Raw genomic sequence first — 17,189 nt, 5'->3', positions numbered from 1 at the left:
GCCGAAGCCCCGCCAGGCTTTGCCTGACGGGGCTTCGGGGCTTCATGGCCGTGCTACACGTCCCGGGGGTCCTCCCAGACCCCTCGGGCCACTCCATCTGAGTCCGGTACGACCGCGCACCACTCAGCCGGCACCGAGTCCCTGAGGGCGAGCGAGTAGCCCTCCCTCAACTCGTCCGCTGGATCGTCGATACCACCCGGATAGGCCAGGTACGCCAGCTCTCCGGGCAGTAGGGGCGATCTGAAGGCAGTGAAGTCGGCGTCCACCAGATGCGGTCCGGACCCCAGGTCCGGGTCGGCGACCGCGGACAGGAGGGACCGGGGCCGGACGGTCTCGGCGATCTCCGCGATGTTCTCCTCTGTCACAAGGAACCATCGGCAGCCGTGCGATCCGTGTGCCCAACGCTCACACAAGAGGACCAAACCGCCCGTCGATGCCGCCACGGAGGCCCAGAAGGCGTCATCCGCGACGGTATCGACAGGTTTCGAAACCTCGGAGAGATCTGGTCCAACCGAGGCCCATTCGAGGCGCGAAGCATCGCCTTGCCACTCCATCAGACGCGCGCTCGCCTCCGGAGCCATGTAGAGGTACACGGCACCATCCCATCCGGTCTGGATGTGCAGCTTTGCACCGTTGACCAGTCGGCAGTAGGGCCCGTATCCGGCGACCATGCGCAGGACGAGTTCGACTGCCGGCGTCGGAGCGATGTTCAGGCCGTTGCGGATTCCCGAGTACTTGTCGGGCAGCGGCTCGCCCACCAGCAATTCGCTGACTTCCAGAGTGTCGACACCGCTGGCCTCGATTGCCGTGAGGACCAGATCGCGCAGCTCTGCCGCGTAGCCGTCCCAGCCGTGCGCCTCCGAGAGTTCCGAGGCCACCATTTCGTCGCGAGGAGTGACGGTGAGTTCCGAGGTCATTTCGCGACCCATTTGAGGCCGAGGACATCTCCGGTGGGGGACACATCCAAATCGTACGTCCCGTCCCGCGCGGTGTCCTTGGTCGACTTGAACGGGTCCTTGAAGTTTGCGCCCTTGAAGATGCCCCCCTTGTGGCCCATCTTGTCGTAGGTGATGTAGCGGGGCTGCCCGCCACCGGCCTTCTTGTTCTCCCAGATCATCGGGCCTGCGGCCGACTTCTTCTTGGTGTTGGTGTAGCCCAGGTACTTGGCAATGTCCTCGGCCTGGTTCCGAGGCATGGAATTGCAGTTGTTGCTGCTGTTGTGCACCAGGACCGGGTCAGGCCCAGTCAGCACGTAGTAGGTGTGGAGGGTGGCGATGGTCAGGTTGTAGACCGTGGCCGTAGGGACCGTCCACCGCTTGAGCCCGGTGATCTGGAGGTGGCTGCCAGAGCTGGTCTGGAGCCGTTCACCCGACTTCAAGTCTGTCGCGTCGACCCACTCACCGAGCTCCTGGATCCAGAAGGGGTGGCCTTCGGTCGCGGTGACCGACGCCTCGGCGGCTCCCTGGGGGCCGTCGGTGTCCACGGTGACCTCGACCAGGTGCTTGACACCCTGGCCCTTGATCTCGGCCACGACCGCTTCGGCCTTGCTCTCGCCCGTCTCCGGGTCGGTGGCCAAGACACTGTCGCCGATCCGGACCTCCTCGATCGGCTTGGAGCTGCCGTCCGCCATGAGGACCTGCGTACCGGGCACGAAGCTGTTGGTGCTGCAGCCCGATGCCGCTTCGGAGTTCCCGGAGCGTCCCGAGTTCCCGCCGGAGTGCATCGTCTCGCCGGAATCGCCGTCCCCGCCGTCCGACTTCTTGGGGCCGTCACCCTTCTTCGTCTCAGAAGACTTCGAGGCCTTGCCGTCGCCGTCGGCCTTCTTGGCCTTCGCCGCGGAGGCCTTGCCCTGCCTGGCCGCCGTCGCCTTGGCTTCGTCGGCCTTCTTGGCGGCTGCGGCTGCTGCCTCCTGGAGGGCTCTGCGGGCCGCCGCGGCTTCCTCCTCCAGCTTTCTCGCGCGTTCGGCGGCTTCCTCTATCTGGCGTTTCCACTCGGCCAGGTCCTCGGCGTACTTGGCCATCGCTTGCTGGAAGCGCTCGACGCGCCTGAGGATGTCTCGCGCCAACGCGAGCTTGTGCGACCAGCTGTTGAAGGCGTCCCACGCGCGGTCCAGCGCCTTGATGATGCGCTTGGCGCGTCCCGCGAACGGCAGTGCCGCGTCCAGGGCAAGTCCGGCGCACGCGCCCCAGTCGCCGCCCAGGCAGTCGCGGATGTCGTTGTAGCCCGACGCGTCCTTCAGGATGCCCATCGCGACTTCGAGCGCGATGTCCAGTGCACTCTTGCCCTGGATCATGTTCGCCCAGGCCGCCTCGGCGTCCGAGAAGTCCTTGATCGGCATTGTGGGCGGCGAGATCGACAGGCCAGTGGGGTCGCTGAACGTCACCGGCGAGTTGTTCGCGTAGACGTAGGCGTTCATCTGCTTGGGCTCGCTGTAGTCGACTATGGGGTCGACCGACAGGAACCGGCCAGTGGCCGGGTCGTACTCACGAGCGCCGAGATGGACGGTCCCTATGGATTCGTCGCTCTCTCCGCCGATGAACCCCTTCTTGCCCGGCCAGACGGACGGGACCGCACCGCGGGCCTCTCCGTACGGCGTGAACTTGCGGCGAGTGACAGCGGAGGTGGTGGCGTCCACGGCCGTGGTCGCCGTGCCGTTCTTGTCGGACAGCAGGTACGAAGTCGTGACGACGCCGTCCTTGGCCGTCTTGACCATCGTCGGGCCGGACGGGTGGGCGTAGTAGCGGGTGCTCTCCAACTTGCCCGCCACTGTGAGCTTCACCTCGGTGCCCGGCAGGTAGAGCGTGGTACCGGACGGCTCGCGCTTGATCAGCCGGTTGCCCTCGGAGTCGTAGACGAATTCCGTCGTCTCCGCGCCCTTGGTTACCTTCGACACCTGGCCCGCGGCGTCCCACTCCAGGTTCTGTGTCTCGCCCTGAATGGTGCGGGTCTTGGTGTTGCCCGCCTCGTCGTACGAGTAGGACTCGGTGCGGGATCCACCGGGTCCGGTGGTGTCAACCTTCTTCAGACCGTTGGCGCCGGCCTGGCCGGGCGTGCCGTAGGTGTACGCACGGGTGACGTCCTTGGTGAGGTCACCGGTGGGGGAGTGCTGGACCTCCTTGGTGCGGTTGCCCGCCGCGTCGAAGCTGTACGAGCTCCAGTACGCGCTCGGACCGCCGACCTGGGGCTTCGAGTCGGGACCGTTTGCGCCCGGCTGAGCCGCGCAGTCGTCCGTCGCGGTCCACGCGTCGTTCATACGGCGCAGGTAGTCGTACGCGAAGCACTGGACGTCGGTGGTCGGAGTGGCCTCCGAACCCTCCTTGTCAGTGACCTTCAAGATGTTGCCGACGGCGTCGTAGTCGAACGACGTGTCGTTGATCCGGCTCGGCGACTTCTCCCGGTCGTTGACCGTCCGGGTGAGTCGGCGTGTCTGCTCGTCGAAGAAGTTGGTCGAGTAGACCTGGGATCCGGCCGGGCCGGACTCCGTGCGCAGCACGTCGCCCATGGGCGAGTAGTCGACCTTGCCGACGAAGGTCTTCCCCTGAACACCCATGATGGTGGGCAGTTCGAGGTGGTTGTACTTCATGGTGGTCATCTCGGCGGGCAGGCCACCGACGGCAGGCTGGCTCGACCAGGCGGTCAGGCCGGTGTTGGGCCGGTATCCACTGGTGAAACTGTACGAACCGGCCAGGGCACCCTCCGAGGCAGGAATGGTGATCTTCGACCCCGTCGGGCGGTACTCGCTGTCGTAGCCGGTCACCTCCTGCGTGTAGGCGTTGCCGTTGACATAGCGGGTCGAAGCGACCGGAAGGCCGACGGCACCCGGCAGGGTGTCGTACGTGGTCGAGGTCAGCTTCGGGCCCGTCGCCGAACCCTCATGGGTGGCGATGACGCGTCCCAGATCGTCGTACTCCGGGGCTGTGACCTTGCCCCTGCCGTCCGTGAGAGTCGCCAGTCGGTCACCCTGGCCGTACGTCATCGTCGACGTGCCCTTGTCGGGGTCCGTCTGCTTGGTCTGGCGACCGCGGATGTCGTACTCGAAGCTCCACTTGTCGCCGGCCTGGCTGACGACGGACTCCAGCATTCCGCGCTGGTTGTAGGCGTACGAGGTCTTGTCGTATGCGCCCGTCGGTGAGTCCGAGCGGAAGAAACGAAGCTCCGTCTTGCGGCCCTCACCGTCCAGGAAGGCCCGGGTCGGGGTCTCGCCCTTCGGAGGGTCGACGGTGATGTTGTCGCCGCCGTACGAGGTGGTCGTACGGGAGGTCTCCAGGCCGAACTTGCGCGAGATCTGCGCGGTCGAGCGGCCGGAGCCGTCGTACTCGGTCACCGTCGAAGACGTGACCTCGTTGTCCTTCGGGGCCCACTGGACGCCCGAGGGTTCACCGGCCGTGTAGTAGGCGCCGTTGCTCTTCCAGACCTGGCCGAGGCTGTTGTAGAAGGTGTCGGAGATGAGCCGACCGCCTCCCAGCGCCTCCATCTGGGTCTGGCGGATGCGCAGGCTGCTGTCGTAGATGTCGTAGCTGGTGCGGTAGGTACCGTCGTCCAGCAGACTCTTGGTGGAGATGACGACCGGGCCGTCGGTGCGGACGTCGTACGAGAACTCGCCGTCCGGCGACTTCGAGAGCGGGTCGCGGTCCGGGGACCAGACCTTCAGCAGCCGGCCGAGGCCGTCGTACTGCATCACCTGGCGGCGGCCGTTGGTGTCCTGCTTGACCAGGACCGAACCGCGGCCCTGGTCGGTCTCCGTCGTCGAGGTGTGACCGGCGGAGTTGGTGGTGACGACCTTGGTGACGATCTGACCCGAGGCGGGCGTGTAGTCCACCTTCGAGGTCTTGCCGAACACGTCCGTCGAGGACTTCATTCGCCCGTAGACGTCGAAGGTCGCGCTGCCGTCCGTTGTGTAGACCGGGTTGCCGCCGGAGTACCCGGACAGCGACTCAGCGGATTTCAGGTTGCCGGCCGCGTCGTAGTACATCCGGGAGTCCGACGTCACGTCCGCAGGACGCTGCACGGTCGCCGCGTCGCACGCCTTGGCGACGTTCTCCACCCGCTTCTGCCGCGCGATGATCCAGCGCGTCTCGTCCGAGTCGTACTCGTAACGGGTGCAACTGTCGTCCGACGGGTCGGCGACGTCGCCCTTGTTCGACACCCATTCGGCGAAGCCGCGGTTGTCGTACTTGGTCTCCATCGCCGTCCGGCGCCACCCGCGCCCCTCCGACAGCAGGATCCGGGAGTTGACGTTCGTCGTCTGCTGGACGAACGCCTGCTGCGGCTCCAGGTCCTCGTCGGCCGTCGCGCCCTTGCGCAGGCGCGTGGCCGTGGGGCCGTAGATCCACGGGGTGTACGTGGTCGCCGCCTCGAGGGCGCCGCCCTCGCCGTTGTAGGCCAGGACCTCGCGGGTCTGGCCGGCGTAGAGGCGGTGGTCCGCGATCTCGTTGCCCTCGGAGTCCTTGACCTTGACCGACTTCTTGCCGCCCGAGGGGGCGAGCCGGTCACCGTCGAGACCCCGGAAGAACAGCGTCTCGGTCTGCGAGCGCTTGTCCGGCGCCGAGCCGATGAAGGTGCGGACCCGCTCGTAGCCGCGCCACTGGGACCAGGTGCGGGTCTTCGGCCGCATGGTCTCGGTCTCGTCGTCGAAGGCCCACGCCGGGTTGCCGAGGAACTGGTACTCGGTGCGCCGCGTCGGCGAGTTGCCGTTGCGGTCCTCCTCTTGGACCCAGTCCACGATGTGCTTGTGGAACCAGTCGGTGACGTAGAGCTTCTTCTCGCGCTTCGGGTCGTTCGGGTCCGGGATCTCGGAGACCACCGGGTAGCAGCGCAGCGTGTTCGACTCCGGCGAGGCCGGCATCACGCGGGGGTTGGCCGCGCGGCACTCCGGCTCGGCGTAGTGCGCCAGGATCGTCGAGCCGGTCTCGCTGTCGATGGCCTCGATGCGGTAGCGCAGGTACGGCGGCTTGCCGTCGCCCAGGCCGTCCACGCGGTTCGGGAGCTGCTTGCCGCGGAACTTCACCGGCGGCATCGGGGTGTCGGCCCCGTTCTTGCCGGTGTGCTTGATCTCGCCGAGCCACAACGGGTAGTCCGTGCCGTCGCCGGTCATCGGGAAGTCCTGGGTCAGCTGCCAGGAGTCCACCGGGTTGCGCTTGGTGCCGTTCCAGACCGAGGTGCTGACCTCGGTCAGGCGCTTGCGGGTGAAGAAGGTCGGCGTGAACCGGCCCTTGCACTCCTCGCCGGCGGCGCAGAGCTGGTCACCGGGGGTGTCGGGCCACATCTTGGCGATGTCCCAGGCGACCTCCGGCTTCAGCTTCGCGGGGTCGCAGTTGAAGTCCGCCGTGACGAGGCAGCGCTCGGCGACGGTGAAGTTCACCTGGGCCGGGGCCTCGGCGAACAGGTTGTCGTTGCGCAGGCCGTACGAGATGTGGTCCAGCCAGCCGGAACGGTCGTACGCCCGGGCGGTCGAACCGCCCGCGATCTTGTAGTTCGACCCGTAGTGGTTGACCTCCTTCTGGTACCAGTAGGTCATCGCGTTGCCGCGCGGGTCCACGACGTAGTCGAGGTTCCAGCGGTACGCCTGGTCGCAGACCGCGTCGGCAAACACCGCGTTGTAGCAGGGCTCGCCCGGCTGGTTGCCGTAGACCGGGACGGTCCAGGCGGAGTTGGTGACGGGCTTGCCCGTCGCCCAGCCGGAGAGCTTGTTCAGGCCGAAGTAGAACTGGATGCCCTGGGGGTTGGTGAACCTCCAGTGGTCACCCTCCTTGTCACCGTTCTGGGCGCCCTGGAGCAGTTCGACCCGCGAGCCGTCGTCCTTGGCCGGACGCCACTTCTTGGTGGTGTCGTCCAGGACCAGCTGGGTGGAGCCGCCGTTCAGCGACAGGGTGACCATCGGCGCGCCGTGGCAGAGGTCGCCGGTGTCGTCCTTCGGGTTGTTGAACCCGGAGCCCTCCTTCTTGTCCTGGCTGCACGGGACGAAGCCCCGCTCGATGTAGTTCGAGGCCAGGTCCCAGCCGTCGCCGACCCAGGAGGTCTGCTGCGCCGAGGCCGAGGTGCGGCCGTCGATCTGCGCGCTGGAGTAGCCGAGGGAGAGCGAGGGGCTCGGGCCGCCGAGCGAGGCGGGGATGTCCATCGGGTAGGACCAGGAGAAGTCACCGGCGGAGCCGCCGGCCTGCCAGGAACCCGACGCGCTCAGCGAGGTGGCCTTGAACGTGCCGTTCGCGCCGTCGGCGCCCGGGCTCGCGGCCAGCATCATGCCCGAGGTGCCCGAGCCGGCCGCGGTGACGGAAGACGCCGCGGACAGCTTCATGTCGGCGTCGCCGGCGGGGGTGACCGGGGCCGGGGCCGAGGCGGGCGCCGTGAACTCGGCGACGAGCTTGCCGGTCACCGGGTCGTTCTTGGTGGTGACCGGGACGCTGCCCTTGCACTCCGGCTTGTCCGGAGTGGTCACCGCACACGCGGGAACGGCCGTGAAGCGCAGCCGGGAACCCCAGCTGCCGCCGTACGCGTTCTTGAAGGCGTCGTAGTCCAGCTCCACGGAGACGGGAGCGGGCGCGGTACCGGCGTCGGTGCGCTTGACGGACAGCAGCAGGCTGTTCGCCAGGCCGGCCTTCTTCGCGGCCCCCTGGTCGAGCAGGTCGACCTTCAGCTTCACCGGCCCGGCGGCCGGCGCGGGTGCGCTTTCGGCCGCCGGCGCGGACGCGGGGTCCTGGCGGCCGGCGCTCTTCGGGGCGGACTGCGGGCCCGTCCCGTGCGCGGCGGGGAGCGCGGCGAACTTCACGGGGAGCGCGCCCGCCTTGACGGGGTTGCCCGGGGTGTTCGCCGGGCCGAGGGCGAAGGCCCCGGCCGCGCCCTGGGGGCCCGACTTCAGGCTGACGACCGGCGGTGCGGACGCGGCCGGAAGCGCGATCTCGGCCGAACCGGCCTTCGGCCAGGCCGACTTGGGCGCGGAATTCTTCCACGCGTTCTTCTGCGATTCGGCGGGACCCGCCGCGGGCTTGCCGGTGACGGGTGCTCCGCCGACCTTGGTGAGCTTCTGCAAGCCCGGGCGTTTCAGGTCGGATTCGCCCGCCATGGCGGGGGTGGCGGTGAGCCCGGCGGTCAGCATGGTGAGCGCCAGGACTGGTATGGGCCACCGCCAGACACGCCTCAGAGGCGCACGCAAGGTGTGCGCCTTGGATCTTCTCAAAATTCGAACACTCCAAGCCGTCGCGCGCGGTGGAGAGCCACCGCGCTGGTGAGCGAAGGCTGAACTTAACAAGCGCGTAAGGACTCGCTGTGCGTGACCCCGGGTCAAAGAGCGGGCAAAGTCTGACAAAAATATGCCGACTGGAAACTCACAAAAAGGTTGTACAGCTGAGCTGATGAACTTCCCGGCCGCGAGTTGTGGGAAATGATCAAGGTCGGAGCGCTCGGGGACTCCCCTGCGGATCCACTTCCCCGGGCTGCTACAAATCATTCGAACAACTGGAGACCGATCGCCGGGAAGGCCGAACTCGAGCCGCCTGTGCGAAGTCGTCCCGTCCATGGGCAGGCCGCCCCGACGCGGCCGCCGAACCAACTCTTGAGGACCTGTCAGTGAGACCACTCCCGACGCGCGCCCGCGTCGACGATCCGCCCTCCCGCAGGACGCCGACGCTCGCCACGGCGACCGTGCTGACCGCCGCGCTGACTGCCACGCTGCTCGGCGCCGCCCCCGCGGGCGCGGCGACCCCGGCCGCCGCCGCTGCCGGCAAGGCCAACGAGCCGCTGACCGAGGCGGCCGCGCAGGCGACGGCGAAGAGTGACGCGAAGAAGTCGGGCAAGCCCGTCGAGCTCACCTCCAAGCGCACGATGACGGACGACGTCTGGGCCAATCCGGACGGAACGCTCACCGCGAACCACGCGCTGGTGCCCGTACGCGTCTACCGCAACGGGAAGCTCGTCGACGCGGACACCACCCTGGCGAAGCAGTCGAACGGGCGGATAGCCCCCGCGGCGACCGCCGTCGGCCTCAGCTTCTCCGGTGGCGGCACGGCCCCGCTGGTCACCATGCACAAGGACGGCCGGGACGTCTCCCTCACCTGGCCGAAGGCGCTGCCCGCGCCGAAGCTCCAGGGGAACAGCGCGACGTACGCGGAGATCCTGGAAGGCGTGGACCTCCGGGTCGTCGCCGACGTGAACGGCTTCTCCCACCAGATCGTCGTCAAGACGCGCAAGGCGGCCGACAACCCGGCCCTCGCCTCCCTCGACTTCGGCCTGGAAGGCAAGGGAGTCACCCTCCGGAAGGAGGCGAACGGCGAGCTGCGCGCCCTGGACCCCGCCGGCAAGACCCTCTTCAGCGCGGCCAAGCCGCAGATGTGGGACTCCGGCGCCGAGAAGCCGGTGACCCCGGAGACGGCCGCCGCAGCCACGGCGGTGACGCCGACCCCGGACGCGAAGGCCGCGGCCCCCAAGGCCGCGCCCCCCAAGACCTCCGCCCCGCAGGCCCTGTCCGGCGCCGACGCGCCGGCCGCCCCCGCCGCGCCGGCCCCGGCCGCGCCCGCCCCCGCCGACCCGGTGGCGGCCGTGGACGGCATCTCCAACGGCACCAAGGAGGCCGACCTCGGCGTCGACCTCAAGGGTTCCAAGCTGACCCTCACCCCCGACCGCAAGCTGCTCGCGGCGCCGGAGACCACGTACCCGGTCGTCATCGACCCGGTGTGGCGGGACGACTGGAAGTCCAGCTGGGCGATCGCCTACAAGCACACCGCCTTCGCCAACTCCGCCAACACCAACTACTGGAACGGCGGCACGCTCAGCAAGGACGCCCGCGTCGGCTGCGCCAAGGACGGCGCCAACGGCGGCACCGTCTGTGCCAAGACCTTCTTCCAGGTCGGCACGGGCGCCCTGTGGGACAAGCAGATCCTCGAATCCACCTTCCGCATCCAGCAGAAGTACGCGGGTTCCTGGAGCTGCAAGTCCGGTGAGCTCCAGATCTGGGACACCGACGCCATCGGCGGCGGCACCACCTGGAACAACCAGCCCGCCTGGAAGCGCATGGTGGATTCCTCCGGCCAGTCCTTCGGCGGCCGCAACTGCCCCGGTGACGGCGACACCATCGAGCTGAACGTGACCTCCGCGGTCGCCGACGCCGCCCGCTGGCACTGGCCCGCCTGGACCATGGGTCTGAAGTCCGCCAACGACACCGTCGACGTGTCCTGGCGCAAGTTCAACCCGGACAGCGCCCGCATCTCGACGAGGTACAACACGCTGCCCGCCACCCCGTACGACCGCACGTCCGACCCGTCGGTCCCGTGCTCCGGCGGCCAGATCGGCACGACCGACCAGATCGTGCTGCGCGCCCGCATCGCCGACAACGAGGACAACTCGCTGTCCGCCGAGTTCCACTACTGGAACGCCGCCGACTACGGCACGCTGAAGACGGCCCGGGTCGCGGTCACCAGCGGCAACGTCGCCCAGCTCGTCATCCCGGCCGCGCCGCTCGGCAGCGCTACCTACCGGTGGGACGTGCGGGGCAACGACGGCGCCGCGGACGGCCCCTGGGCCGGTCAGTGCCTGTTCACCATCGACCGGACCCGCCCCGGCCAGCTGCCGGGCGTGTCCTCGACGCAGTTCCCCGAGAACCAGCCGGACAACACCGCCTACGCCCGCACCGAGGGCACGTTCACGCTGAACGCGGGCGGCGAGCCGGACATCACCAAGTACCAGTGGTGGACCGAGTCCGACCCGAAGGTCCGGGAGGTCGCCCCGGCGGCCCCGGGCGGCTCGGTGGACGTCAAGTACACGCCGACCACGGCCGGCCCGCAGATGCTGTACGTCCGCAGCGTGGACGCCTCCGGCAACCGGTCCGACCTGAAGTCGTACTTCTTCTACGCCAAGCGCCAGCCGGTCCGCGACAAGCCCGGTGACCTCAACGGCGACGGCTCCGTCGACATCTGGAGCGTCGACCCGGGCTCGGGCCAGCTGTGGATGCACCCCGGCAAGGGCGACGGCCAGTTCGACCTGTCGAGGAAGCTGGAGCGGGGCTCCTTCTCCAACGCCAAGTCGCTGAGCCACCGCGGCAGCTGGAACGAAGGGGACTACTACGAGGACCTCGTCGCCCTGCGGCCGGTCAACAACGACGCCAGCCACAACACCGTGTGGGTCTACCCCGGCAAGGGCGACGGCGACCTCGAGCCCCTCGACGCCAACGCCTTCGAGATGGGCACCTACACCGAGGAGAACCGGCACTGGGACCAGGCCGACCAGGTGGTGGTGACCGGCAGCGTCAACGACGACAACGGTGACGGCAAGGTCGACGACACCGACAAGCCCGACCTGCTCGTCAAGGCCGGCGCCGAGCTGTGGCTGTACTTCGGTCAGCCGGACGGCATGGTCGACCTGCCCGGTCTCGAGCCGAAGCGGCTCGGCAACCTCGACTGGCAGAACATGACCGTCATCGCCCCGGGCGACCTCAACGGTGACACGCTGCCCGAGATCTGGGCCCGCGACACGGTCAGCGGCAAGATCCACCAGTACACCAGCAAGAAGACCACCGACACCACGTCTCCCGCGCTGATCGACCTGACCGTCTACGGGGACGCGGCCGTCCGGACGACCTCCATCGGCACCGGATTCACCGGGTCCGCCTACCCCCACCTCACCAGCAACGGCGACTTCGAGAAGGACGGCTACGCCGACCTCTGGTCGCGCGACGGAAACGGCGACAGCTGGGAGTTCCCGGGCCGCGTCCTGACCAACGGCTCGGCCTTCGGCCCCGGCAAGAAGCTGGTCTTCGGCGGTACGCCGTGGTCCCAGTGCCAGGACTTCACGGCGCCGGGCACCACCACCGCCCGCAAGCTGTGCGGTCCGGTCCTGGCCAAGTACCTCGCCAAGGGCGGCGCCGCGATCCTCGGCTACCCGACCACCGACATCACCGAGTCGACCGACGGCGTGGGGCGCTTCGTGCACCTGCGCCGAGAGGGTTCGGGCAGCGACACCGGGTCCATCTACTGGCACCCGGGCACCGGCGCCTGGACGGTCGTGAACGGCATCCGCGAGAAGTGGATGAGCATGGGCGCCGAGAAGGGCTCCATGGGCTATCCGACCTCCGACGAGGGCCTGACCTTCGACAACGTCGGCTGGTTCGGCACCTTCAGCGGAAGTGACGGCGGCGCGATCTACTGGACGCCGGACTTCGGCTCCTGGTCCATCTTCGGCACCGTGTACAAGAAGTACCTCGCGCTCGGCGGTCCCAGCGGCCCGCTCGGCTACCCGACCACCGACGAGATCAGGCACACCGACAACATCGGGCGCTACAACCACTTCCGTCACCGGGGCCAGACCTCCGACACGGCGTCCATCTACTGGACGACGACCACCGCCAAGGCCTGGTCGGTCCGCGGCACGATCCGCCAGAAGTGGGTCGCCCTCGGCGCCGAGAAGAGCTTCCTGGGCTACCCGCAGTCGGACGAGTACGACGTCTACGGCGGCCCCCGCGAAGACTTCTCGGGCGGCTACATCCGTCACAACCACACCACGGGCGTCAGCACCGAGCACAAGCCGAACGACCGCACCGCGAACCTGCGCACAGACCTGGGCGGTGACTTCAACGGTGACGGCCGGGCGGACATGGCCACGGTCTACGACTACGGCTACGGCACCACGGCGCTCTACGTCGCGCCCGCCAAGACCAACGGCGGGCTGAGCGCGCCCGTCCTGGCGTACAACAGCGGCTGGAACAACTTCGCCAACGACCACGCGCAGTGGGTCGCCGGTGACTTCAACGGTGACGGCCGCGACGACCTGGCCGCGCTCTACGGCTACGACGACGGCTCCAACGGCATGTTCACGTTCCTCGGCAACGCCGACGCGACGTTCACCCAGCTGCCGCGCAGCGCGTACGTCGGTCCGGGCAACTGGGACGCGAAGAAGGCCAAGCTCTTCGCCGGTGACTTCAACGGTGACGGCCGCGACGACCTGGGCATGCTGTACGACCACGGCGGCTGCAACACGGCCAGCTACACCTTCCTCGCGAAGGCGGACGGCACGTTCAACCCGCACTTCGGCAGCTGGGGCTCCGGCGCCGGCAACTGGTGCTGGAACGAGTCCAAGCACGTCACCGGTGACTTCAACGGCGACGGCCGCGACGACATGCTCGCCATGTACGGCCACGGCGACGGTTCCGTCGAGATGTACACGCTGCTGGGCAAGCCCGACGGCGGGTTCGCGACCCCCCTGAAGTCCTGGAACAGGACCGCGGCGCAGTGGAGCTACAGCCTCAGCAAGCTCAGCTCGGGCGACTACAACGGTGACGGCCGGGCCGACGTGGCCGTCATGTTCGACTACACCAACGGGCACGCGGCCCTGTTCACGATGACCGGCCGGCCCGACGGCGGGGTCAACGACGACATCAAGAGCTGGGACGTCCCGGAAGGCAGCTGGTACGCCGGCTCCATCGGACTCCTGACCTCCGGTGACAGGAACAAGGACGGCCGCGACGACCTCGCGATCATGTACAACTACGCCACGGGCACCAGCACGGCGATGCTGTTCAAGGCCCGCGCGGACGGAGGGTTCGAGGACTATCTGAAGAGCTGGTCGGCGCCGCCCGGCACCTGGTGACAGCTCACCCCGCACACGCCGCAGGCCCCCAGGACCCGAACGGGTCCTGGGGGCCTGCGGCGTTCCCGCGTGCCTGCGGGGATCAGTCCTTGATCTCGCAGATCGTGGCGCCCGAGGTCAGCGACGCGCCGACCTCCGCGGAGAGGCCGACGATCGTGCCCGAACGGTGCGCGTTCAGGGGCTGCTCCATCTTCATCGCCTCGAGGACGACGATCAGGTCGCCCTCGTTGACCTGCTGGCCCTCCTCGACCGCGACCTTCACGATCGTGCCCTGCATGGGCGAGGCCAGCGTGTCGCCGGAGGCGGCCGGGCCCGACTTCTTCGCCGCGCGGCGCTTCGGCTTCGCGCCGCCCGCGGCCGCCGTACGGGCCAGGGTCATGCCCAGGGACGACGGCAGGGAGACCTCGAGGCGCTTGCCGCCGACCTCGACGACCACCGTCTCGCGGCCCGGCTCGTCCTCGGCGTCCTCCGCGGCGGGAACCACGAACGCCGGGATCTCGTTGACGAACTCGGTCTCGATCCAGCGGGTGTGGATCGTGAACGGGTCGGCCGTGAAGGCCGGGTCCGCGACGACCGCGCGGTGGAACGGGATGGCCGTGGCCATGCCCTCCACCTCGAACTCGGCCAGCGCGCGCGCCGCCCGCTGCAGGGCCTGCTCGCGGGTGGCACCCGTGACGATGAGCTTGGCGAGCAGGGAGTCCCACGCGGGGCCGATGACCGAGCCGCTCTCGACGCCCGCGTCGAGGCGGACGCCCGGACCGGTCGGCGCGTCGAACTTGGTGACGGTGCCCGGGGCCGGCAGGAAGCCGCGGCCCGGGTCCTCGCCGTTGATGCGGAACTCGAAGGAGTGACCGCGCAGGACGGGGTCCCCGTAGCCGAGCTCCTCGCCGTCGGCGATGCGGAACATCTCGCGGACCAGGTCGATGCCGGAGACCTCCTCGGTCACCGGGTGCTCGACCTGGAGGCGGGTGTTGACCTCCAGGAAGGAGATCAGGCCGTCCGCGGAGACGAGGAACTCGACGGTTCCCGCGCCGACGTAGCCGGCCTCCTTCAGGATCGCCTTCGAGGCGGCGTACAGCTCCGCGTTCTGGGCCTCGCTCAGGAACGGCGCGGGGGCCTCCTCCACCAGCTTCTGGTGGCGGCGCTGCAGCGAGCAGTCACGGGTGGAGACGACGACCACGTTGCCGTGGGAGTCGGCCAGGCACTGGGTCTCCACGTGCCGCGGCTTGTCGAGGTACTGCTCGACGAAGCACTCGCCGCGGCCGAAGGCGGCGACGGCCTCGCGGACGGCGGAGTCGTAGAGCTCCGGGATCTCTTCGAGGCTCCGGGCGACCTTCAGGCCGCGACCGCCACCGCCGAAGGCGGCCTTGATCGCGATCGGCAGCCCGTGCTCCTTGGCGAACGCCACGACTTCTTCCGATCCGGAGACCGGGTCGGGCGTGCCGGCCACGAGCGGCGCGCCGGCGCGCAGCGCGATGTGGCGGGCGGCGACCTTGTCGCCGAGGTCGCGGATCGCCTGCGGCGGCGGGCCGATCCAGGTCAGGCCCGCGTCGATGACGGCCTGGGCGAAGTCGGCGTTCTCGGACAGGAAGCCGTATCCGGGATGGATGGCGTCCGCTCCGGAATCGGCGGCGGCCTGCAGGATCTTGGAGATGTCCAAGTAGCTCGCGGCCGGGGTGTCACCGCCCAACGCGAAAGCTTCGTCGGCCGCTCGGACGTGCAGAGCGTCCCGGTCCGGGTCGGCGTAGACGGCTACGCTCGCGATCCCGGCATCCCGGCAGGCCCGAGCAACGCGGACTGCGATTTCGCCACGGTTGGCGATGAGCACCTTGCGCACGATGGCTCCCTCCTTGAAACAAGCTGAGTTTAGGGACAGCCCACACGGCCTTTCGACCCTTCCCCGATGGTGACCTTGCCCACACGCAGTGTGACTCGAGTCGACCCGGAGTCGAAAAACCCTTGTGGCGCCCCACGTAAGGGGGATCCCCGACTGCACAGTAACGCTGCCGCGCATCCCGGGTCTCTGTCCGGCGAGTCAGCGGGCCCCGGTGATTCTTTGTCGAGTCCCTACGAAGGGTCCATCCGTTCTTTGCCTGTCCGCCGTGTGGGCGTCGCCCGAGGCGTCCCACCGTAACGAAGCGGTCCCGGCCCCTTGTCGGCAGGATTACCCGTTAGTAGCCTCCAGGCGTCGAACAGGCTTGTGCTTGTGGGGGTGGGGGCGTCGTGGGTCGTGTGGGTGGCGTGGTGCTGCGGAGATCCGTGGCCGGAGCGACCGCGGTCGTACTCGTCGTGGAGGCGGCGGTGCTCGGCTTCGTCCACATCGTCCTGGGCCGCACCACCGCGAACCAGTCGATGTCCATCGCGGGCATGGACCCGGACGTCATGTCCACGGCGACGTACGCGATGGGCGCCGGTACGGCCGCCTTCCTGCTGCTCTGTGCCGCCCTCCTGGCCGTCGCCGCGGTCCGCGACAGGGCCCCCGGCGCCTTCGCCCGCGTGGTCCTCGTCAGCGCCGCCGTCGTCCACGGGCTGCTCGGCGCCCTCGTCGTCGGCCTGGTCGGCTGGGGGGCCTTCGCGGTGATGATGCTGATCCTGTGCCTGCTCGTCCTGAGCCTGACGCTCTACGCGGCCAAGGGCGCGGACGGGGCGGCCGGGGACCACGACGCGGGCCGGCCGGCCGACGACGACGTGCGCGACACGCCGCCGGCGCCGCGGCCGCTCGAGGGATCCGGGGACGTCAAGCCCACAAGTCCGTGATCGAGAAGCCCAGTTCGGCCAGCAGCGAGCGCAGCAGCGGCAGGGAGATCCCGATCACATTGCCGTGATCCCCGTCGATGCCGTCGATGAACGGCGCCGACAGCCCGTCCAGGGTGAAGGCCCCCGCCACGTGGAGGGGCTCCCCGCTCGCCACGTACGCCGCCACCTCCGCGTCCGAGGGCTCGCCGAAGCGGACCGTCGTGGACGCCGTGGCCGACACCTGGCGGCCGGTCGCCGTGTCGATCACGCAGTGCCCGGTGCGCAGCACCCCGGCGCGCCCGCGCATCGACTTCCAGCGGGCCGTGGCCTCCTCGGCGTCGGCCGGCTTGCCCAGCGCCTCGCCGTCCAGTTCCAGCACGGAGTCGCAGCCGATCACCAGGGCCCCCGCGGCCTCGTCCAGGGCCGCCACGACGGCCGCCTTCGCCTCGGCCAGCGCGAGGGCCAGCTCGGCGGGGGAGTCGGCGGTGAGGGCGTCCTCGTCGAAGCCGCTGACGATCACGTGCGGGGCGAGCCCGGCCTGCCGCAGCAGGTTCAGCCGGGCGGGCGAGGCGGAGGCGAGGACGAGGGCGTGGCGGGTGTCGGCAGTCATGCCAGACATCGTAGGGGCGCTCGCCCCGGCCGTCGGCGGGTCCGCGGAGGGCGGCCCCACGGGGGCGCCGGAGAGCCGCTCAGAAGCCGCCGATGCCCAGCACGTAGACGACGACGACCATCGCGATGACGACGATCACCGTCATCCGCCGGACCATCGCCTGCGCGTCGCGCATGTCCTCGGGAGGCTCGTTCTTCGGGTCTGACCAGAGCATGCACCGATCCTGGCCCCGGGAACGGCCGTGGCGCCTGAGTACGGGTACTCAGGCGCCACG

The 17,189-nt window shown here is 69.1% G+C and carries 7 protein-coding genes; 2 read left to right on the top strand and 5 right to left on the bottom strand.

Translation table 11 applies throughout. The features are described from left to right. Window positions 1-53 precede the first annotated feature (53 nt). Window positions 54-917: a hypothetical protein gene (locus ABZY44_RS10065; RefSeq protein ID WP_356651856.1), complete on the bottom strand. Its 864-nt coding sequence runs from the start codon at window positions 915-917 to the stop codon at window positions 54-56. Beyond that, the gene (locus ABZY44_RS10060) at window positions 914-8,092 is read right to left on the bottom strand and encodes a toxin C-terminal domain-containing protein (protein WP_356651854.1); all 7,179 of its coding nucleotides are present in this window, start codon (window positions 8,090-8,092) and stop codon (window positions 914-916) included. Before ABZY44_RS10060 ends, ABZY44_RS10065 begins: the two co-directional genes overlap by 4 nt. A gap of 470 nt (window positions 8,093-8,562) precedes the next feature. Here ABZY44_RS10060 and ABZY44_RS10055 point away from each other — a divergent pair, with 470 nt between their 5' ends. Next, a complete protein-coding gene (locus ABZY44_RS10055; RefSeq protein ID WP_356651852.1) occupies window positions 8,563-13,569 on the top strand; it encodes an FG-GAP-like repeat-containing protein in 5,007 nt (1,668 codons plus the stop codon). An 82-nt stretch (window positions 13,570-13,651) separates the two neighbouring features. On the opposite strand, the gene ABZY44_RS10050 is transcribed toward ABZY44_RS10055, so the two are convergent. After that, a complete protein-coding gene (locus tag ABZY44_RS10050) occupies window positions 13,652-15,406 on the bottom strand; it encodes a biotin carboxylase N-terminal domain-containing protein (RefSeq protein ID WP_356651850.1) in 1,755 nt (584 codons plus the stop codon). A 422-nt stretch (window positions 15,407-15,828) separates the two neighbouring features. Here ABZY44_RS10050 and ABZY44_RS10045 point away from each other — a divergent pair, with 422 nt between their 5' ends. Then, on the top strand, window positions 15,829-16,326 hold the full coding sequence (locus tag ABZY44_RS10045; RefSeq protein ID WP_356651848.1) for a hypothetical protein: 498 nt from the start codon (window positions 15,829-15,831) through the stop codon (window positions 16,324-16,326). Here ABZY44_RS10045 and ABZY44_RS10040 read toward each other — a convergent pair. Both ABZY44_RS10040 and ABZY44_RS10035 read right to left on the bottom strand, forming a co-directional pair. After that, on the bottom strand, window positions 16,307-16,915 hold the full coding sequence (locus ABZY44_RS10040; protein WP_356651846.1) for a nucleoside triphosphate pyrophosphatase: 609 nt from the start codon (window positions 16,913-16,915) through the stop codon (window positions 16,307-16,309). The genes ABZY44_RS10045 and ABZY44_RS10040 overlap by 20 nt on opposite strands. A gap of 79 nt (window positions 16,916-16,994) precedes the next feature. Further along, window positions 16,995-17,129, bottom strand: coding sequence for a hypothetical protein (locus ABZY44_RS10035; RefSeq protein ID WP_356651844.1), 135 nt, complete (start codon window positions 17,127-17,129; stop codon window positions 16,995-16,997). Window positions 17,130-17,189 lie beyond the last annotated feature (60 nt).

Source organism: Streptomyces sp. NPDC006544 (assembly GCF_040611715.1).
Lineage (GTDB): Bacteria > Actinomycetota > Actinomycetes > Streptomycetales > Streptomycetaceae > Streptomyces.
This window is presented reverse-complemented; position numbering and strand designations above follow the sequence as displayed.